Annotated in this window: 20 protein-coding genes and 2 pseudogenes; 17 read left to right on the forward strand and 5 right to left on the reverse strand. The window is 49.3% G+C overall.

All coding sequences use genetic code 11. The features are described from left to right. Positions 1–30: 30 nt before the first annotated feature. From mobC to mobA, 3 genes are read right to left on the reverse strand one after another with little or no spacing between them, the layout of a single operon-like run. Positions 31–2,040: a conjugal transfer protein MobC gene (mobC, locus tag ISX59_RS16020; protein WP_032543187.1), complete on the reverse strand. Its 2,010-nt coding sequence runs from the start codon at positions 2,038–2,040 to the stop codon at positions 31–33. Positions 2,041–2,070: 30 nt separating this feature from the next. Continuing rightward, the gene (gene mobB / locus ISX59_RS16025) at positions 2,071–3,318 is read right to left on the reverse strand and encodes a conjugal transfer protein MobB (RefSeq protein WP_032543188.1); all 1,248 of its coding nucleotides are present in this window, start codon (positions 3,316–3,318) and stop codon (positions 2,071–2,073) included. Beyond that, positions 3,297–3,725 carry a conjugal transfer protein MobA gene (gene mobA, locus ISX59_RS16030; RefSeq protein WP_005809224.1) on the reverse strand — a complete coding sequence of 143 codons (429 nt, stop codon included), beginning with the start codon at positions 3,723–3,725 and terminating at the stop codon, positions 3,297–3,299. The genes mobB and mobA overlap by 22 nt, the downstream gene beginning before the upstream one ends. 421 nt (positions 3,726–4,146) lie before the next feature. Between mobA and ISX59_RS16035 the strand changes: the two genes are divergently transcribed. From ISX59_RS16035 to ISX59_RS16100, 15 genes and pseudogenes are all read left to right on the forward strand, one after another. Next, positions 4,147–5,196, forward strand: coding sequence for a ParA family protein (locus tag ISX59_RS16035; protein WP_007366517.1), 1,050 nt, complete (start codon positions 4,147–4,149; stop codon positions 5,194–5,196). Between the two features lie 2 nt (positions 5,197–5,198). Continuing rightward, the gene (locus tag ISX59_RS16040; protein ID WP_007366516.1) at positions 5,199–5,639 is read left to right on the forward strand and encodes a DUF3408 domain-containing protein; all 441 of its coding nucleotides are present in this window, start codon (positions 5,199–5,201) and stop codon (positions 5,637–5,639) included. Between the two features lie 2 nt (positions 5,640–5,641). After that, positions 5,642–5,989, forward strand: a complete 348-nt coding sequence (locus ISX59_RS16045) for a DUF3408 domain-containing protein (RefSeq protein ID WP_028899187.1) — start codon at positions 5,642–5,644, stop codon at positions 5,987–5,989. 20 nt (positions 5,990–6,009) lie between these two features. After that, on the forward strand, positions 6,010–6,744 hold the full coding sequence (locus tag ISX59_RS16050; RefSeq protein WP_007366514.1) for a hypothetical protein: 735 nt from the start codon (positions 6,010–6,012) through the stop codon (positions 6,742–6,744). A gap of 202 nt (positions 6,745–6,946) precedes the next feature. Continuing rightward, the gene (locus tag ISX59_RS16055; protein ID WP_009016663.1) at positions 6,947–7,258 is read left to right on the forward strand and encodes a DUF4134 domain-containing protein; all 312 of its coding nucleotides are present in this window, start codon (positions 6,947–6,949) and stop codon (positions 7,256–7,258) included. A gap of 10 nt (positions 7,259–7,268) precedes the next feature. After that, positions 7,269–7,601, forward strand: coding sequence for a DUF4133 domain-containing protein (locus tag ISX59_RS21275; RefSeq protein WP_007366512.1), 333 nt, complete (start codon positions 7,269–7,271; stop codon positions 7,599–7,601). Beyond that, positions 7,598–8,914 (forward strand): annotated as a pseudogene (locus ISX59_RS16060) (TraG family conjugative transposon ATPase); the annotation flags it as partial. The gene ISX59_RS21275 and the pseudogene ISX59_RS16060, both read left to right, overlap by 4 nt. A 176-nt stretch (positions 8,915–9,090) precedes the next feature. Then, on the forward strand, positions 9,091–10,320 hold the full coding sequence (locus ISX59_RS16065; protein ID WP_117678389.1) for a site-specific integrase: 1,230 nt from the start codon (positions 9,091–9,093) through the stop codon (positions 10,318–10,320). Between the two features lie 3 nt (positions 10,321–10,323). Beyond that, entirely contained in the window at positions 10,324–10,728 is a 405-nt protein-coding gene (locus ISX59_RS16070; protein ID WP_118421078.1) for a helix-turn-helix domain-containing protein, read from the forward strand. Between the two features lie 252 nt (positions 10,729–10,980). Continuing rightward, the gene (locus ISX59_RS16075) at positions 10,981–11,334 is read left to right on the forward strand and encodes a helix-turn-helix domain-containing protein (protein WP_005856071.1); all 354 of its coding nucleotides are present in this window, start codon (positions 10,981–10,983) and stop codon (positions 11,332–11,334) included. Continuing rightward, positions 11,324–12,397 carry an AAA family ATPase gene (locus tag ISX59_RS16080; protein WP_007656440.1) on the forward strand — a complete coding sequence of 358 codons (1,074 nt, stop codon included), beginning with the start codon at positions 11,324–11,326 and terminating at the stop codon, positions 12,395–12,397. Before ISX59_RS16075 ends, ISX59_RS16080 begins: the two co-directional genes overlap by 11 nt. Positions 12,398–12,559: 162 nt before the next feature. Continuing rightward, on the forward strand, positions 12,560–13,525 hold the full coding sequence (locus tag ISX59_RS16085) for a toprim domain-containing protein (RefSeq protein WP_007656447.1): 966 nt from the start codon (positions 12,560–12,562) through the stop codon (positions 13,523–13,525). A gap of 145 nt (positions 13,526–13,670) precedes the next feature. Beyond that, entirely contained in the window at positions 13,671–14,054 is a 384-nt protein-coding gene (locus tag ISX59_RS16090; RefSeq protein WP_134988014.1) for a MobC family plasmid mobilization relaxosome protein, read from the forward strand. Further along, positions 14,020–14,934 (forward strand): relaxase/mobilization nuclease domain-containing protein, encoded by a 915-nt coding sequence (locus ISX59_RS16095; RefSeq protein ID WP_007656451.1) that lies wholly within the window; start codon positions 14,020–14,022, stop codon positions 14,932–14,934. The genes ISX59_RS16090 and ISX59_RS16095 overlap by 35 nt, the downstream gene beginning before the upstream one ends. Positions 14,935–14,938: 4 nt before the next feature. Beyond that, on the forward strand, positions 14,939–15,658 hold the full coding sequence (locus ISX59_RS16100) for a hypothetical protein (protein ID WP_007656452.1): 720 nt from the start codon (positions 14,939–14,941) through the stop codon (positions 15,656–15,658). Positions 15,659–16,452: 794 nt separating this feature from the next. Here the strand turns inward: ISX59_RS16100 and ISX59_RS16105 are convergent. Both ISX59_RS16105 and ISX59_RS16110 read right to left on the reverse strand, forming a co-directional pair. Next, positions 16,453–16,863, reverse strand: coding sequence for a hypothetical protein (locus tag ISX59_RS16105; protein ID WP_007656455.1), 411 nt, complete (start codon positions 16,861–16,863; stop codon positions 16,453–16,455). 154 nt (positions 16,864–17,017) lie between these two features. Next, positions 17,018–17,599: a Crp/Fnr family transcriptional regulator gene (locus ISX59_RS16110; RefSeq protein WP_007656457.1), complete on the reverse strand. Its 582-nt coding sequence runs from the start codon at positions 17,597–17,599 to the stop codon at positions 17,018–17,020. 453 nt (positions 17,600–18,052) lie between these two features. Here ISX59_RS16110 and ISX59_RS16115 point away from each other — a divergent pair. Then, positions 18,053–19,258: pseudogene (locus ISX59_RS16115) on the forward strand (TraG family conjugative transposon ATPase); the annotation flags it as partial. A gap of 49 nt (positions 19,259–19,307) precedes the next feature. Further along, entirely contained in the window at positions 19,308–19,688 is a 381-nt protein-coding gene (locus ISX59_RS16120) for a DUF3876 domain-containing protein (protein ID WP_007366509.1), read from the forward strand. The last annotated feature ends 13 nt before the right edge of the window (positions 19,689–19,701 follow it).

The raw sequence follows: 19,701 nt of genomic DNA on the forward strand, positions 1-19,701 counted from the left end.
GCCCGCTTTCATTGCCTCACGTCAGCCCGGTTATTTCTGCTGTAACAGGTGTTTCAGATTGTCGTCGTTGGCAATCCGCTCCAGTTCCTCCTGAACAATCTGCTTGACTTCCTCCTTGATGCGCCTGTAATTCGCCTGCACCGTTTCCTTCATGTGGTCGTTGCCATCCTCGTCCGTGAAGTCGGTAATGACGGGTATCTTCTTGTAGGCTTTTTCCTCGCGTTTCACCTTCTCTGCATCCACGACAATCTCGCAGTGAAAAATCTTCTGTTCAATGCGCTCGTTGAAGTTATCGGACACAGAACCGACAAACATTCCCTGCGTCAAGCCGGAAATCTTGCTGGGCGGGATAAGCGCGTCCATCTGCGTATTGATAGAGGTGGAAACGTCCTGCCGGTTGATGGAAATGGACTGCCGTTTCTGCAAGACCTTTCCGAAGCGTTCGGATAGCGTCTTGGCGGTTTCACCCACCACCTGCCCGGAGAAGATATTACCGACGGTGTTCATCACGACTTTAGCTTCCTTATCGCCATAGTCGCGCACCAACTGGCTGAAATCCTGAAAGCCCAGACACACGGCAACCTTGTTGCTTCGTGCGGTGGCAATAAGGTTGTCCAGCCCCTTGAAATATATCGTCGGTAGTTCATCTATAATGACCGACGACTTCAGCATCCCCTTCTTGTTGATGAGCTTTACGATACGGGAGTTATACAGACCGAGAGCCGCACCATAAATATTCTGACGGTCGGGATTGTTACCCACGCACAGGATTTTCGGCTCTTCGGGATTGTTGATATCCAGCGTAAACTCGCTGTCCGACATTACCCAATAGAGTTGCGGGGAAATCATGCGCGAGAGCGGAATTTTCGCCGATGCTATCTGCCCTTGAAGCTGCTCAGCCGCCCCACCGAGCCAAGCATCCATGAATGGTGAGAGGTAGTTTTCAAGTTCGGGATATGAAGAAAGAATCGGGAAAATATCCTCGTAACGGCGGTTCAGGAACTCAATGGCATGGGGAAACGTGCAATACTTACCACCCTTATAGATTTTGAGATACCATATAATACTGGCAAACAAGATAATAGGTGATTCCACGAAGAAGTCACCCTGCTTCTGCACCCACGTTTTATTGAGATTGAGCATAATCGTGTACGCACTCTCGTAAGCGTCTGTAATATCCTCCATGAAATCCGGGTGAATGGGATTGCACCGATGAGAGCGTCGCGGGTCGTCGAAGTTGATCACATAGAACTTCGGCTTTACCTTGTAGCCGTCCGGGTGGTTCAGCAAATGGTTGTAGGCAATAGTAGATAGGTCGGGATACTTGAAATCGTAGATGTATTGACTAAAGCCCTTTTCAATCTGTTGCTTGATAAAATTGTTTACCACGGCATAGGACTTGCCGCTGCCCGGCGTACCCAACACGATGGACGCACGGAAGGGATTAACTACATTGATCCAACCGTTGTTCCAGCGTTTCCTGTAATAGAAACGTGTCGGCAGATTGACCGAATACTCACTTTCTATGAGCCGTGTTTCCTGCATGAAACTCTCGTTCTCGTTGTTGAATACATCGTCCATGAGGTTGTGCTTCAACAGGCGGCTCATCCACAGACCACCCATCAACAGGCAGACATAGCCCGTTCCAATGGTAAGGACATACAGTCCCGTCACCGCTTCAAGCGGCAGCGGCAGGGGCAGCAACCACCAGTTCAGGAAAAACAGCACGAACCCGACGGCAAATGCTGTCCAGATTCTCCCCCAAGTGATTTTCTCACCCTTGACACCCTTCGTACCCAGACAGGACAAGGCAAGCAAAAGGACGGAAAACAGCTTCGTGTAGAGAATGGAATGGAACAGCCCCGCCGTGCGGTCGAAGTTCAGAAGGATTTTGTCCACCACGCCGATGTTCACGCCCCACAGCCGGATGGCTTCGTAGCAGAACCAGTACACGTTCATGACCACTAAAATGATACTCACGGCACGCAGAAAATCCATGATTTTCGCCAATGCCCTCAAATCGTCTTCTTGTTGTGACATACATTGATTTTTTAATTGTTGATACTCTGATTACATACCCAAGCCCTTGCGTTTTTTCTTCTTTTTGCGCTTCATCGCCCGGATGAAGGCTTCCTCTTCAGCGTCCACTGCCGGACCTTCGGGGGCAAACAGGTTCATGCCGCTGGAATGGCTTTCGTATTCCCCTCCGGAATATCCTTGCCTGTTCTCCAGTTCCTCCACCGGAACGGAGAGCGGAATCGGCGGCTGTCCGGCATAAGGCAGCGTGAAGTGTTCCTGCAAGGCGTTGGCAGAAAGTTCCTTGCCCATGCGTGAGCCGTTTAACACGCAGCCCGTGCGGTGGTCGATGAACGTGGCTCCATAGATGCGCCCTTCCTCCGTGTAGCGTAGCACGGTGTCGATGCCCTTCCTTTTGAGCGTGGCAACAAACTTCTCCTTGTCATACGTGCCTTCCAGCACGGAAAAGACGGTGCGTTTCGTCATGTCAGCAAGTTTCCTGTCCTTAATCTCCTGCTTGGAACGGGCAAACTTCTTCTGTACGGCTTCATAGCCGACGGACTTCCCGAACAGTGAGGACTTGAAAGGATTACCGACCTTGTTACCCTTATCGTCCGTGACGGAATAGACCAGCCCGTGATACTCACGTCCGCGCACATTGCCATGCGCTTCCTCCACCGTCATATTATATAAGGAAAGAAGGGCGCGGTATTCGCCCATCGTCTGAAACTTGTATCTGCGGTTCAGTTCTCTAATCAGATTCCCCGCCTGCTTCTTCACGTCGCCCGCAGAAGCGTCCACTTTGCGCAGCGGCGTATCAAGACGGCGGTTCTTGCGTTCCGCGTCGTGCAGCCCGTATTTCCGTTCCAGTTCGCGTGTTATCTGCTTGCTCCGGTAAAAGTTATTCCGGGTGTCTATGCTCCTGCCTTCCTCGTCCACCCTGACCGTCACAATATGCAGATGGTGGCGGTCGATGTCCTCATGCTTGAAAACGAGATACGGCTGGTTGCCGAACCCCATCTTCTCCAGATACTCCCGTGCGATGTCCTGAAGTTCTGTGTCCGTCAAAATATCGTCGGGATGCGGATTGAGCGAGATATGCACCACCGGTTTCTTCACCTTCGACCGCACGGGCATCAGAGCGAGAAAGTCCTCCATAGCCCGGTGGATATCCACCGTCCCCGAACCGTCATTGTAGATGCGGTTGGTTGTCAGAAGCCGCCCTTTCGCCTCGTTGATCTTTTCCCCGTTGTAGGCAAGTGCGCCGTACAACGAGTTTCCTACACTGATTTTTGCGACCATTTTTCCTGCATCTCTCTTGAAAGTTCCACAATCCGGCGGCTCAGTTTCACGAGTTCGACGGTCTGTTGCTCCAGCTTGTAGAGCAACGCCATCGCCTTTTTCTCGGAAAAATGCAGCCTCAGTTCCTTCACGACTTGGTTGTAGTTCGTGCCTATCGCGCGGAACTGCGCATGAAAATCGGACAGTTTGGTGTAGTAATCCACCAGCGTCTTGTCCACTTTCAGCACTTTGAACGGCTGCCCGAAGAAGTGCGCTTTCAGGAAGACCGACTTGGCGTAAACGCCCGACTTCTCGAACATGGAGAGGAAACGGTTGTGTTCCTCCTCGCTGAAACGGACGGTGTAGCGGAACACCGCCGGATCGAGTTTGGGATTTCTCCCGCCTTTGTTTCTTCTTTTTTCACTCATATTACTTTGGATTTAGCGGTTTGACGGCATAAGCCGCCGCTTCGAGGCACAGCACCGCAGGTTTGAGAGGCTTCCCGACTTCGGAGGGTAAGCCCGCCCCCCTGCAAGGGCAAGGCGTTTTCGTGGCTGCTCAAAATATTTTGAGCGGCTGAAAACATACCTTGCTATGTTCAGGCGAACATAAAAATCCGTCGGGGCCGGATTGGGGGAATGCCTTTCAAACTCCGGGCTGCGCCACCTGCGGCGAACCCTGCCGTTCGGGTGCAAAGTTACGCCCTTAAAGCGGTATCGGACAGAGGCTTGACCCGGACAATCAGTGCCAACCGGCGCAACATGCCGCCACTTGTCGGGGAAGTGATACAGGTTCAAAAATATCCTTGTTTATTTGCAGCATGATTCAAGAAACGAACGATTTGAAGATATGAAAAATGAGGCTTTCAAATACCCGGCAAACCGCTTCGGCGGCTATTTGCCTGACCGGATACCCGAACCTTCGGATACCCGGTTTTACAATGACGCGGTGATTCACGGATTCAATGACTTCATGACGCAATGTCGTCATTCATCAGTTATCCGAATCCCTGCCCCACCGTTGAAGCGGATACGTGACGAACCGGACAGTCAGAGATTCGCGGACGCGGATATACATGTCACCGATTCCGTATCGGAGCAGGAAAACAATTCATCAACCATTAAAACCAACAGAACCATGAGTAATGAAACATTCGTTGCATTCGCAACACAGAAAGGGGGTATCGGCAAATCCACCGTCACGGCACTTGCCGCCAACTACCTCCACAACGTGAAAGGACACAATGTCGCAGTCATAGACTGCGACACCCCGCAGCACAGCATACACGGGTTGCGTGAACGTGAAACGGGACTTATCGGCGGGAGCCTCTATTTCAAGGCACTCGCGTGTGACCACTTCCGCAAGATAAGGAAGAACGCCTACCCGGTCATCGCAAGCGACGCCCTTAACGCCCTCGATGATGCCGAAAGGATGCTTGCCGAAGAAGAGGTGAAACCCGACATCGTGTTTTTCGACATGCCGGGAACCCTGAAAAGCAACGGCGTGGTCAAGACCCTCTCGCAGATGGACTACATCTTCGCGCCCATGAGTGCCGACCGTTTTGTCGTGGAAAGCACCCTGCAATTCGCTGTGATGTTCCGTGACAACCTCATGACGACGGGACAGGCGAAAACAAAAGGGCTGTACCTGTTCTGGACGATGGTGGACGGCAGGGAGAAGAACGGGCTTTACGACCTGTATGAGGATGTGATCGCCGAGATGGGGCTGCCGGTGCTGTCCACCCGCCTGCCCGACAGCAAGAAGTTCCGGCGCGACCTCTCGGAAGAGCGCAAGAGCGTGTTCCGCTCGACCATCTTCCCGATGGATGCGTCCCTGCTGAAAGGGAGCGGCATCCGTGAGTTCTCGGAAGAGATAAGCCGTATCATCAGACCTCAATAATCATGGGCAGCAGGAAAGTGAACACCGAAGGCATTGACGAGGAACTGTTGATAGCCTCCATCGGCAGACGCAGGCAGGACGGGACCCTGTACCACGCGCAGGAGCCGCCCGCGCCTGCTCCCGAAGAAAAAAGCGTCCCTGAAACGGAACCGCCGCCCGCGCAATACACGGCAAAGGAAAAACCGCAGAGGGACACTGTCCGCCGCAAACGGCAGGAGGACGACTATTCCGGGCTGTTCCTCCGCCGCAACGAGATAAAGACGCGCCAGTGCGTCTATATCAGCCGCGATGTCCACAGCAAGATTCTCAAAATCGTGAACGACATCGCCGGGCGTGAAATCTCGGTAGGCGGCTACGTGGACACCGTGCTGCGCCAACATCTGGAACAGCACAAGGAGAAAATAAACGAACTGTACAAGAAACAACGTGAAGACTTGATTTGAATATGGAAAAGAACCAGAAAAACAGAAGTCCGCAGCATGACGGCGGCGGTATGCTTGCCCAAGTGCAGGCGAGTGTGGAAATCCTATCCCCCGTGCCGTTAGGCGGCAAATGCGGTGAAAAGGACTATGAACGGCTGTTCATCCGTGAAGCCGAAGTGAAGGCACGCGAGGGAAAGATGGCGTATGTGCGTCCGGAGTACCACGACCGCATCATGCGCATCACCCGTGTGATCGGGCATGACAAATTGTCGCTGTCCGCCTACATCGACCATGTGCTTACGCACCACTTCAACCAGTGCGAGGAGGCGATAAAGAGCCTTTACGCCCAGAATTACGACGCAGTATTTTAACCCTCAAAAAGAGAACGTGCATGAGTGAAACAATAAGCATGACTGATATTCTGCTGACCGTATCGGTCGGCTGCAACCTGTGGTTCCTGTTCCTGCTCCTTTATGACAGGATCATGGAAACCAGACTTGTCCGCTTCCTAAGAAGCATAGCCGGAGTGTGGCGGTCGTTGGGCGGCACGGCGGCAAAGCCCGAAACGGTAAGGGACACACCGCCCGCAGACACCCCGGACATCATCGGCAAGAGCCGTTTCAGGATGGCATCGCCCCGGACAACCGCTGCCATACCGACGCAAGAAGCCGCCACTTCGGAAAAAGGCATTGAGCTGACGGAGGAAGAGACTACTTTTGACGACGGAAACACGGAAACCGTGTCCCGTCCCGCACAAGTCCCGGAGGATAAACTCGACGAAACCTTCACGAGCCTCACGCCTTCGGAACTGGAGTTCGGGGAGGACGAGCCGGAGGAAGAAACGCCCGACGCGCCGAGGGCATCGGGAAGCAGTTTCGACGAGATAGACGATGCGGTCAGAACCGCCAAGAACCCGGAAGCGACAACGACGGAACGGGAGCGGGCGGCAAAGGTCTTCACCGACATGGAAGGGACGGAGCTGTACGAGAAGCTGATGACCGGCTCGTCTGAAATGAGCATCCGCATCAAGGGACTTATCGAAATCCGGCTGAAGAAGAATAAACCGAAAAAGGATTTTGTCGTCCCGGACAGTATTGAGAACTTCGACATCCGCAACTATGTATAACGACTAAAAAAGAATGAGAATGAAAACGTAAGACGGCATCACCCACGCGCACGGCGGTACAAGGTACAGCCAATTCGCAACGGACACACCCAAGTCCGTAGAAACAAACGGGCAACCCACTAAACCAAAGTAAAGTAATCGAGTATCAACCGCCCGACAAAGGACCATCCACCCTTTGGACGGCACAAAACAAGAACAGTTTATGAACAAGAACAACAGACAGAAACTTATCCTCTCTGCGGCACTTCTGGTTGCCGCAACCGCCTCCGCCTTCGCGCAGGGAAACGGCATCGCGGGCATCAACGAAGCCACCTCTATGGTGAGTTCGTACTTCGACCCCGGCACGAAACTCATCTACGCCATCGGCGCGGTAGTCGGGCTTATCGGGGGCGTGAAAGTGTATGGGAAATTCTCGTCCGGCGATCCCGACACATCCAAGACTGCCGCCTCGTGGTTCGGGGCGTGCATCTTCCTGATTGTCGCCGCCACCATCCTGCGCTCATTCTTCCTTTAATAAACAATGTATGGCTGAATACCCGATAAACAAGGGTATCGGCCGTCCGGTAGAGTTCAAGGGTTTGAAGGCTCAGTACCTCTTCATCTTCTGCGGAGGTCTGCTGGCTCTCTTCGTCCTGTTCGTCATCCTCTACATGGTCGGCATCGACCAGTGGGTATGTATCGGCTTCGGCGTGGCATCGTCTTCCATCCTCGTATGGCAGACCTTCGCGCTGAACGCCCGGTACGGCGAACACGGACTGATGAAATTAGGGGCAACAAGGAGCCATCCCCGATACCTTATCAACCGGCGGCGGATCACCCGATTATTCAAACGGAAACGAAAGGAAGAAACGACATGAGGAATACATCCAAAATGACAACACTGGAAAACAAGTTCCCGCTATTGGCGGTGGAGCAAGGTTGCATCATCTCCAAAGACGCCGACATCACGGTGGCTTTCGAGGTGGAACTGCCGGAGCTTTATACCGTGACGGGTGCGGAGTACGAGGCTATACACGGCTGCTGGTGCAAGGCGATCAAGGTGCTGCCGGACTTCTCCGTCGTCCACAAGCAGGACTGGTTCATCAAGGAGAAGTACACGCCGGAACTTCACAAGGACGACATGAGTTTTTTGAGCCGCTCTTTCGAGCGGCACTTCAACGAGCGACCGTACCTGAAGCACACGTGCTACCTCTACCTGACCAAGACGACGAAGGAGCGTAACCGGATGCAGAGCAATTTCAGCACGCTGTGCCGGGGGCATATCATCCCGAAGGAACTGGACAAGGAAACAGCCGCGAAGTTCATGGAGGCTGCGGAACAGTTCGAGCGCATCATCAACGACAGCGGCTTTGTCAGGCTGCGCCGCCTCTCCACCGACGAGATCGTGGGGACAGACGGCAAAGCCGGACTGATAGAGCGTTACTTCTCGCTCATGCCCGAAGGCGACGCCACGTTACAGGACATAGACCTCTCGGCACGGGAGATGCGCATCGGCGACAATCGCCTGTGCCTGCACACCCTGTCCGACGCGGAAGACCTTCCCGGCACGGTGGCTACCGACACACGGTATGAGAAACTCTCCACCGACCGCTCGGACTGCCGCCTCTCCTTCGCCTCCCCGGTGGGGCTGCTGCTCTCCTGCAACCACATTTACAACCAGTACGTGATTATCGACAACAGCGAGGAGAACCTTCAAAAATTCGAGAAGTCCGCAAGGAATATGCAGTCGTTATCCCGATACAGCCGGAGCAACAGCATCAACCGCGAGTGGATAGACCGCTACCTGAACGAGGCGCACTCCTACGGGCTGACCTCGGTGCGGGCGCACTTCAACGTCATGGCGTGGAGCGACGACGCGGAAGAGCTGAAGCACATAAAGAACGACGTGGGCAGCCAGCTGGCAAGCATGGAGTGCGTGCCGCGCCACAACACCATCGACTGCCCGACACTTTATTGGGCGGCTATGCCCGGCAACGCGGCGGACTTTCCGGCGGAAGAGAGTTTCCACACCTTCATCGAACAGGCGGTGTGCCTCTTCACGGAGGAAACCAACTACCGCAGCTCGCTCTCGCCCTTCGGCATCAAGATGGTGGACAGGCTCACGGGAAAACCGCTGCACCTCGACATCAGTGACCTGCCGATGAAGCGGGGCATCACCACCAACCGTAATAATACCCTATATTTTTACCATTTTTATATTGTTTGAGTTTGTATATAAATAACTGATATTTAGAGATTATTAGGGAAATGATTTGGCTTTTGATTTGCTGTTTTTTCCGATAATCTCTATTTTTGTATGCAAATCGTATGTACAAAATAGACGTATAACAATAAACAAGGCAGCCTATGTTCAAGTATTCAAAAGATGGAATATCCGTACTATCGGTACTGGATGCACGTAGGGCGAAGAAAAGCGGTCTGTTCCCTGTCAAGATACAAGTGATACACAACCGCAAGCAGAAATATTATTCCACCGGAAAGGAATTGTCCAAAGAGGACTGGGAAATCCTTGCCGAAAGCAAGAGCCGCAGACTGATTGAGATACGGGCAAGCGTGGAAAACAGTTTCTCCATCATAAAAAGCCAAGTGGAAGCCCTTGCGGAACGTGGGGACTTCTGTTTCGATGCGCTCAGCATGAGGTTGGGCAGGTGTACGGGTACAACCCTTAACACAGCCATACAGGGGAAAATAGACGCATTCAAACTCAACGGGCAGGTAAATTCCTATTATAACTACCGCAGCACGTTGAAAAGCATAGAACGGTTCGCAGGCGGCAGCGTGCCGTTCTCTGCGGTTTCTGCGGACTGGCTGTCACGCCTTGACAAGTTCCTGCGGAACGAGGGCAAGACCGTCACCACCATAAATTTCTATATGAAAGCCCTTAAATGCGTGGTGAATGACGCAAGACGCAACGGGATTTTAAGAGAAGCCCAATACCCGTTCGGCAGGGGGAAGTACGAGATTCCGAGCGGCAACAGCCGAAAGTTAGCCTTGACGATGGAACAGATAAAAAAAGTCGTGACATACAAGGGCAGCAAGACCGTTGAGAAGTACCGGGATTTTTGGTTTTTCTCCTACCTGTGCAACGGTATCAATTTCAGGGATATGCTTTTCTTGCGGTATGGGAACATCGTGGACGGTGAAATCTGCTTTGTACGCTCCAAGACATCGCACACGTCCAACCATATACGGGAAATAAGGGCGGTACTCACTCCCGAAATGCGGGATATTATAAAACGGTGGGGAAACCCTGACGATGGGAAACCCGATACTTTCCTGTTCAAGTACGCCAGAGAAACGGAGGACGAATTTGTCATTTCCAATATTGTCAGACGGGTAACGCACCGTTGCAACATCGCTTTGGCTAAAATAGCCCAAGCTGTCGGTGTCCCACGTTTCACGACCTATTCCGCCCGGCATTCCTATGCGACTGTCTTAAAACGCAGCGGAACGAACATCGCTTACATATCCGAGAGTTTGGGGCATTCAAGCCTTGCCATCACGGAGAACTACCTCGCCAGTTTCGAGCAGGAGGAGCGGATAAGGAATGCGCAGTTATTAACCAAATTCGATTGAGCCATGCCGAACAAGAAAACCAAGACGGTGAAGATTAGACACCTTGAATGTTTCAGTGCCATTTACGGGGAACTGGCGCAGAATCCCGAATACGCAGGCTACGAAATAGAAGAAGCCGTACTGCAAGTGAAATCATATATTCCCCCTACTGTTAAAGACGTGGACAAGGCGATAGAGAAAATAAGGTTCAGCCATGCCACCCGTAAATACAAGTACCCCGTATTCGAGGGCAGGGAACTGATAGACCAAAAGACATTGGCGAAAATGGCGGGCGTGAGCAGGCAGACCGTAGCCCGGTGGGAGGAACTCGGTTTCATATCCCGTTCGAACATAGGGCTGTCGGGAAACAAATATTTCGTAATAAAAGAAGTCGTTTCCCAACTTGAAAGGTTAAAGGATGTGAAATAGCGGCATTCGCATAATCACTTAACATACATAGGACAAACGGTGTGTTGGAAGGACAAAATCACCAATACATCGTTTGTCCCTTTTTTTATCCCGCTCCAATCTTGCCGGATGTCCTGCATTGTCCCAAGTTGTCCGGTCTGTGTCAAGTGATTAGTAATTGAATAATCGGTTTCTTTTATTCTTCCTTTGCGGCATCAACCGGTTGCAACGGCTATGACGGTAGCCAAGTAATAACTAAAAAAGGAAGAAAATATGACGAACATTATTCTGACAACGCCCGAAGAACTCCGGGCTATCGTGAGCGAAACCGTTTCCCAGTCATTGGCAGGATTCACCCAGCCGAGGAACGAACCCGACAACCTCACGCCCGATGTGGCGGTAGAGGTGCTGGAACGACACGGTTTTCTGATTTCAAAGGCACGGCTCTACAAGCTGACCGCAAAAAAGGAAGTGCCGTTCCGCAAATACGGGAACAAATTGCTTTTCTCACGGAAAGAGCTTCTCACGTGGGCGGAAAACCTTGCAAAAAGGGTGAACGACAAGGACGAGGCGGCACTCGCCATCGCCAAGAGCGCAAACCGGAAAATCCGTAACTATGGAAAATAAGAGGAAAGAAGAAGCCGGGCAGGGTGTTACCATGCAGAAAGAGGATTTCGCAGCCCTTTGGAAAACCATTCATTTAAAGGTGACGGACACTTACGAAGTGCCGCCCGAAATACTCTGGGTGAACGGCTCTACCATTGGCACGCTGGGTAATTTCAGCGCATCCACAGGCAAAGCCAAGAGCAAAAAGACATTCAATATTTCCGCCATTGTTGCGGCAGCGTTGAAGAATGACGAGGTACTGAAGTATTCGGCATACCTGCCACCGAACAAACGGAAAATCCTCTATGTAGATACCGAGCAGAGCAAATACCATTGCCATAAGGTCATGGAGCGTATTTTGCGACTTGCCGGACTGCCTACCGACAAGGACAGGGACGATTTTGTTTTCATCGTGCTAAGAGAGCAGACCCCCGACAAGCGGAAACAGATTATCGGCTATATGCTTGAAAATATGCCCGATGTGGGGTTGCTCATCATTGACGGAATCCGTGACTTGATGTACGACATCAACAGCCCCAGCGAATCAACCGACCTAATCAACCTTTTGATGCGCTGGTCAAGTGGGTATAACCTGCATATCCACACCGTGCTGCATTTGAACAAGGGGGATGACAACACAAGGGGGCATATCGGTACGGAACTGAACAACAAGGCTGAAACCGTCCTGCAAATCACGAAAAGCCAGCAGGACGGCAACATAAGCGAGGTAAAGGCGATGCACATACGTGACCGGGAATTTGACCCGTTCGCATTCCGTATCAATGACAACGCTTTACCCGAAATCGTGGATGATTATGTATTCCAACAACCTAAGCAGGACAGGAACTTTTCGCTTACGGAACTGACTGAACAGCAACATCGGGAAGCGTTGGAGAACGGTTTCGGCAAGCAGGTGGTACAAGGCTATTCCAATGTCATAGCGGCATTGAAACAGGGTTATGCGAGTATCGGTTACGAGCGTGGACGCAATGTTCTTGTGTCGCTTAACAAGTTTCTTGTGAACAAGCGCATGATTGTGAAAGAGGGCAAGGGCTACCGCTATAATCCCGATTTCCATTATTAAAAGTCAGTTTGGTTTAGTCCGGGTGTATATACAAGAGGAACGGACTTACTATTTCCCAATATCGGAACAGGCAGGTTTAGTATGGTACGGGTGTATATATAACGGACTAAACAGGACTGGTGCACTTTTCAACTATTTTTTTATCCCCAAAAAGAAAATGTTATGAACATCGAAGATGTGAAACAAATACCCATCGCAGACTATCTGCACAGTTTAGGTTACTCTCCTGTCAAACAGCAGGGTAACGGTTTATGGTACAAATCACCGTTAAGGGAGGAACACGAACCGTCTTTCAAGGTGAACACTGACCGCAACCTTTGGTATGACTTTGGCGCAGGCAAGGGCGGCAACCTCATCGCACTGGCAAAGGAACTCTATTGTTCAGACAGCTTGCCATACCTTTTAAACCGGATAGCGGAACAGACACCGCACATCCGTCCGGTCAGTTTTTCTTTTCCCCAGCGTAGGAAAGAACCGAGTTTCCAGCATTTGGAAGTCCGTGACCTTACCCATCCGGCATTGCTCCGTTACTTGCAGGGACGGGGTATCAATATCGAACTGGCAAAAAGAGAATGTAAGGAACTCCATTTTACCAATAACGGCAGACCGTTCTTCGCTATCGGTTTCCCGAACATGACAGGAGGTTATGAGGTGCGCAACTCTTTTTTCAAAGGCTGCATCGCCCCGAAAGACATCACCCATATACGGCAGCAGGGAGAGCCGAGAGAGAAATGTCTGGTGTTCGAGGGTTTCATGGACTACCTCTCTTTCCTTACGCTCCGCATGAGGAACTGTCCGACCATGCCCGACCTTGACAGGCAGGATTATGTCATTCTTAACTCTACCGCCAATGTGTCGAAAGCCCTTGACGTGATGTCCCTGTATGAACGCATCCACTGTATGCTTGACAATGACAAGGCTGGATATGAAGCGACACGGGATATCGAGTTGGAATACTCCTACCGTGTACGTGACTTCTCACACAATTACAGGGGATATTCGGACTTGAACGATTACCTGTGCGGCAGGAAGCAGGAACAGAAAAACGAAGCCAGCCAAGTGCAGGAAACGAAGCAGGAAACCGGACAACGTGCCGCCCCAAGACAAAAGAGAGGCAGGGGCATTTAATCCGGCAGGACTATCAACGGCTGGCGGTTTATTTGGAGAGCAAGGTTATGTTTCGGTAAACCGAAACTACCTTGCTTTGCTCACCGCAAAGAAAATTTCTCCCGTTGGTCGCAATTTTTAAGACACCATTCAAACGTAAAAAACCATGACGAATATAAAGGATAAGCCGGGGGGACGTCCGGCAAAGAAACGGATAGAGAAGCAGCAACGGGTTGTCAGTACGAAACTGACCGAGTTGCAGTATTACGCCATCAGGAAGCGAGCCGGGGAAGCCGGGTTGCGTGTCAGTGAGTATGTAAGGCAGGCGGTTGTTTCGGCAGAGGTCATACCCCGGCTGAACAGGCAGGATGCGGACACCATCCGCAAACTGGCAGGGGAAGCCAACAACATCAACCAGTTGGCGCACCGGGCGAATGCCGGAGGTTTCGCACTGGTGGCGGTGGAACTGGTGAAGCTCAAAAACAGGATTATTGGAATCATAAACCATTTGTCGGATGATTGGAAAAATAAAAAAGGGAAGCGGTTTTAAGGGCTGTGTGAACTATGTGCTCGGCAAGGAGCAGGCGGTTTTGCTTCATGCGGACGGGGTTCTGACTGAAAGCCGGGGTGATATAATCCGCAGCTTCTGTATGCAGACCGGGATGAATCCCGATTTGAAGAAGCCTGTCGGACATATTGCGTTAAGTTATTCGACAGTGGATGCGCCCAAATTGACAGACGGGAAGATGGTACAGCTTGCGCAGGAGTATATGCGTGAAATGAAAATCACCAATACGCAGTATATCATCGTGCGTCATCAAGACCGGGAACATCCGCACGTGCATATCGTGTTCAACCGCATAGACAATAACGGCAAGACCATTTCGGACAGGAACGATATGTACCGTAACGAACAGGTATGCAAGAAGCTGAAAGCCAAACACGGGCTTTATTTCGCTGGTGGAAAAGAACAGGTAAAGCAGCACCGACTGAAAGAGCCGGACAAGTCGAAATACGAGATTTACACGGCTGTGAAGAACGAAATCGGCAAATCCCGTAACTGGCAGCAGTTACAGGAGCGGTTAGCAGAAAAGGGTATTACCGTCCGGTTCAAACGAAAGGGACAGACCGACGAGATACAGGGCATATCCTTTTCCAAAGGTGAATACACGTTCAAGGGTTCGGAGATAGACCGGAGTTTCAGTTTTTCCAAACTGGACAAATGTTTCGGGTATGCAGGAATGAATGTTGCCGGAAGCCAACGGCAAATAACTTTCGCGCCCGTTCGGGAACAAGCACCTGTACCGGGCAAGGCTGACAGTCCGTTGATAACTGGTTCGCTCGGTCTGTTTTCCGCTTCTTCTCCCCCAGTGGATGAAGAACCTAATTTTAATTTGAGAAAGAAGAAGAAAAAACGACTTAAACTGTAAAGACATGGAAGACTATTTGATTTTAGAGGGGCTTCTCTCTATGGTTACGGAACTGAAAGGGAAGCAGGAAGCACAGGTAACGCCAGCCAGCCGGGAGGAAACTCTCGAACGGTTGGGAGCAATCGAGCAGGCATTATCGGAACTCCACAGTAGCCCGGCTGTTCCCGAAAAGGAATTGCAGGCTATCCAAAGCCAACTTGCCGACATAAGGAATGCGGAACAGGAGCAGCAGCAATCCATCGGAGAAGTGAGGAAATTTGTAACGGCTACCTACCGTTGTCTGAAAGAAATGCTGGATGCGTTGGATTCTTACCGTAAGGAGCGCACAACTGAAAAAGCGGAAACCGAACCTGCATCGTTGTCCCGGAGGATAAGCGGTTTGTTACATCCGAAACTTTTTGTTTTTTTGGCAGGGCTGGTTGTCTGTTTCGTTTCTTTGTTCCTGAATGTCCGTTTGGCTGGACGAATGCAGCAGTTGCAGGACAACGATATGAAATACCGCTACATTCTGATGAAAGGGGAAGCGGACGGGGGCTGCCTTGATTTGCTGGAAACGAATTTTAGTAGGGAACGGGATAACGCTTTCATCCAAAACCTGACTGATTCGGTGACGGATTTTGAATTCCGCAGCAGGAAGCAGGCGGAAGCGTTGGAACGTGCAAGGCTGCTCAATGAACAAGCCGAGCGGTTGAAAAAGGAAGCCAACCGACTGGGTAAGCCATAAACTGGGAAAACAAAGGATACAAACTGTAAATGTTAAAGCCCGCACAATATGTGGAGAAAAGTGCAGTGCATCTTCGTGGTGTACTGCACTTTTTCTATATTTGTGGATAGTCTAATTTGAAAAGCAAAAATCCCCAATCCGCTGGATTGTTTGGATGATGATTAGGCAATGATTTAATAGTGAATAGGAACTGCACCTGAGGGGGAGGCGTTTGCTAAAGTAAATATGCTTGACAGATACTATTATAAAGACATTAGCAACAATCAAATCATTATCGTTATTATGGACATCTAAAGTAAAAAAGATATTCCTATAATGATTAAAGCAATAGATGCAAATATGTATCTATTGCTTTTTGTAGAAAACATTGCTCCTATACAAGAGATAGATACAGCAAATTGCATACATTTTAAACTTAACTCTGTAGTCTTAAATATACACATAGACAAAAAAGATAATGCCAAAACAAATAGTATAGCATTCAATATATACTTCAGTTTCATATTACTTTGATTTACATTGACCTTATTAGCAGTAGCATATAAATTGTCATCCTATCCCAATAACCAATCCTATGTAAGAGAACAAGGTGAATCTCTTTTCCTTGTATTTCAGCCCATAGACCAGCTCAATAATAGCACATAAAGGAATATTAGATGAATCTGCATTTTCCCCTTTGTTTACAAGGTATTTATATGTTCTTTCATCCTTTCTTTGTTCAATTTGCGAATCTCACGGTTCTCTTTGTTCTGTTATAGCATACATTTATGCAACTTAATGTTCCATGATTCAGTTTAATCTATTTTCTCTAATTCAATCGTAGCTACTTTCTCTTTATCTGGACTAATTTCATTCTGTATAATGGTTATATGTTTTTGGGTATAGCTTTTGATAATCCAAGGGGCTCCACCCAAATATAAAGCATTGCTATTAAATGTGATATATTTCCCTTCTATTGTATAAGTAATATCAATTTCATCGTAACCTTCCCAATTTACTTTCCCTTTCTGAGTATCTACAAATTGCATACCGACCCCCATATTTTGTACTGTCCAAGCCTCACAATGCCCTGTTCCACGCCATGAAGTCTGATAAAGTGCTTCGGGGGTTAATTCATTTGTCTGTTCATTATCATCATCGCAGTTTATAAAACAGAATGTACAGAGGAATAGCATAAGTATTCCAAGAATTTCTTTTGTTTTCATATTCTCTTTTTTATTTTTTGTTTAACTCATTCAATCTTTATTTTGTTTCTTCGTTGAACCAACCAAAGATAAGACAAAGATAAAAAAAAGAATCCTTTGGCAGATTAAGATACTCTTGGAATATTGTTATGAATGTAAATTTCTAAACCTATGTTTATTTTTTGTTGTCAAGACTTTGCTTGCGTCTGATTCGGCTCATGTGTACGGGTGTAATTTTAAGGTAGGATGCTATTTCTTTTAGTGATACCATTTGAAGGATTGCAGGGCATTTTTTTAAAAGTTGGAGGTAACGCTCTTCCGGTGTGAATCTGAATAAATCCAAATAACGTGAATATGATTGGAAAAACATCTGTTCGGCTGCGATACGGGCTATCCGTTGGCTTTCTTTGTTCTCCTCGAATTTTTGCTGTAAGAATGCAGAAGAACAGATGTAAATCTCGCACGGGATTATTGCCTGTATATTCAATTCTGATTTCATGCCATATAAGCAAGTGGGGTAATCGCCTATAAATTCATTTGGAAAGGAAAAACCGACATTATACGGCTTGTTTTCTGTCCGGTTGGTACAACTGTATTTGACTACACCTGACAAGATAAACCCGAAGAAAGAACATGCATCATCTTCATGGAGAATAAACTCATTCTTTTTATAATGTCGTAACTCTCCATGTTTTAGACACAATTCTTTAAAAAAATCTATGTCTATATTGCTCATATATGAATTAAATTCAGTCATCATTTACTTGTCATTGGTGCAAATGTATAAAAAATGCCTGAAATATGCTTGATAGTACTTAACTACATTGTTTAAATATTCAAAAAAGTATGTAACATAACATGTTTGTTATATTTTTAAGTTCAAAGGTTTAGTACGTTTCTTTGTCTGTATATCCAAAACGAACTAAACTTATTTAGACAGCAAATTATATATGCTGGCGAAAAAAGAAAAACAGAGTTTCTTTCTCTTTTTGCCAGTATCATGTCTATTTTTCACTGAAAAACGAGAGAAAACAGATATAAAAACATCTCCTACCACATTTACCCCTTAACAACAAATATCCTTTTCTGTTTTCTTATAATCACTCTATTTGTATGCAAATTGTATGCTTTAAAAATATTAATATTGATGTGTTTTATACTATAATTAACTGATATTCAGTATTAAATAAATAAATGTTGGTACGGATTAATCACCACGAACCGTAACAAGTTCGTATTAGGTCCTTCGGGCAGTGGCAAGTCGTTCTTCATGAACCACCTCGTGCGGCAATACTACGAGCAGGGCGCGCATGTGGTATTGGTGGACACGGGAAACTCCTATCAAGGGCTATGCGAGATGATACGGCGCAAGACGGGCGGCACGGACGGCGTGTATTTTACCTACACGGAGGAGAAGCCCATCAGCTTCAACCCGTTCTATACCGACGACTACGTGTTCGACGTGGAGAAAAAGGACAGCATAAAGACGCTGCTGCTGACGCTCTGGAAGTCGGAGGACGACAAGGTGACGAAAACCGAAAGCGGGGAATTGGGCAGTGCCGTGAGTGCCTACATCGAGCGCATCAGGGCTGACCGGAGCATCGTCCCCTCGTTCAACACCTTCTACGAGTACATGCGCGACGACTACCGCAGGGAACTGGCGGAACGCGACATCAAGGTGGAGAAGGAGGACTTCAACATCGACAACATGCTCACCACCATGCGGCAGTATTACCGGGGCGGACGCTACGACTTCCTGCTCAACTCGGCGGAGAACATCGACCTGCTGGGCAAACGGTTCATCGTCTTCGAGATCGATTCCATCAAGGACAACCGCGAACTGTTCCCGGTAGTGACCATCATCATCATGGAAGCCTTCATCAACAAGATGCGGCGTCTGAAAGGTGTGAGAAAGCAGCTTATCGTGGAAGAGGCTTGGAAGGCTCTCTCGTCGGCGAACATGGCTGATTACCTGCGCTATATGTACAAGACGGTGCGCAAATACTTCGGTGAGGCAATCGTGGTGACGCAGGAGGTGGACGACATCATTTCCTCGCCCGTCGTCAAGGAGAGCATCATCAACAACTCGGACTGTAAAATCCTGCTTGACCAGCGCAAGTACATGAACAAGTTCGACCAGATTCAGGCGTTGCTCGGACTGACGGAGAAGGAGAAGTCGCAGATACTCTCCATCAACATGGCGAACAACCCCTCACGGCTCTACAAGGAGGTGTGGATAGGCTTGGGCGGCACGCAGTCGGCGGTCTATGCCACCGAGGTGAGCGCGGAAGAGTATCTGGCGTACACCACCGAGGAAACGGAAAAGGTGGAGGTGTACCGTCTGGCGGAGCAATTGGGCGGCGACATCGAAGCCGCCATCCGACAGCTTGCCGAAAGACGGAGAAACAAGCAGTAAGTAATCAATAATCGGTAAAACAGATTTATCAACGAAAAAAGAAAAGCGTATGAGCATATCAAGAATGAAGATGCTGCAAGTCAGCAAGTGTCTGATCGGATTGGCGGTCATGGTGCTGCAATCCTGCGACGTGGCGGAGAACCGCCGCGACCTGCTGTGCGGGAATTGGGAAAGCGTGGAGGGCAAGCCCGACGTGCTTATCTACAAGGAGGGCGAAGCCTACAAGGTGACGGTATTCAAACGGAGCGGCATCCGCCGCAGGCTGAAACCGGAAACCTACCTCTTGCAGGAGGAGAACGGCAACCTGTTCATGAACACCGGCTTCCGCATCGACGTGGCGTATAACGAAGCCACCGACGTGCTGACCTTCTCACCGAACGGGGACTACGTGCGTGTGAAGCCGCAGCCGGAAACTCCGGCAGGAAAATAAGAACCGCTAAAAT

This window comes from Bacteroides sp. FSHCM14E1 (assembly GCF_019633785.1).
Classification (GTDB): Bacteria; Bacteroidota; Bacteroidia; order Bacteroidales; family Bacteroidaceae; genus Bacteroides; species Bacteroides hominis.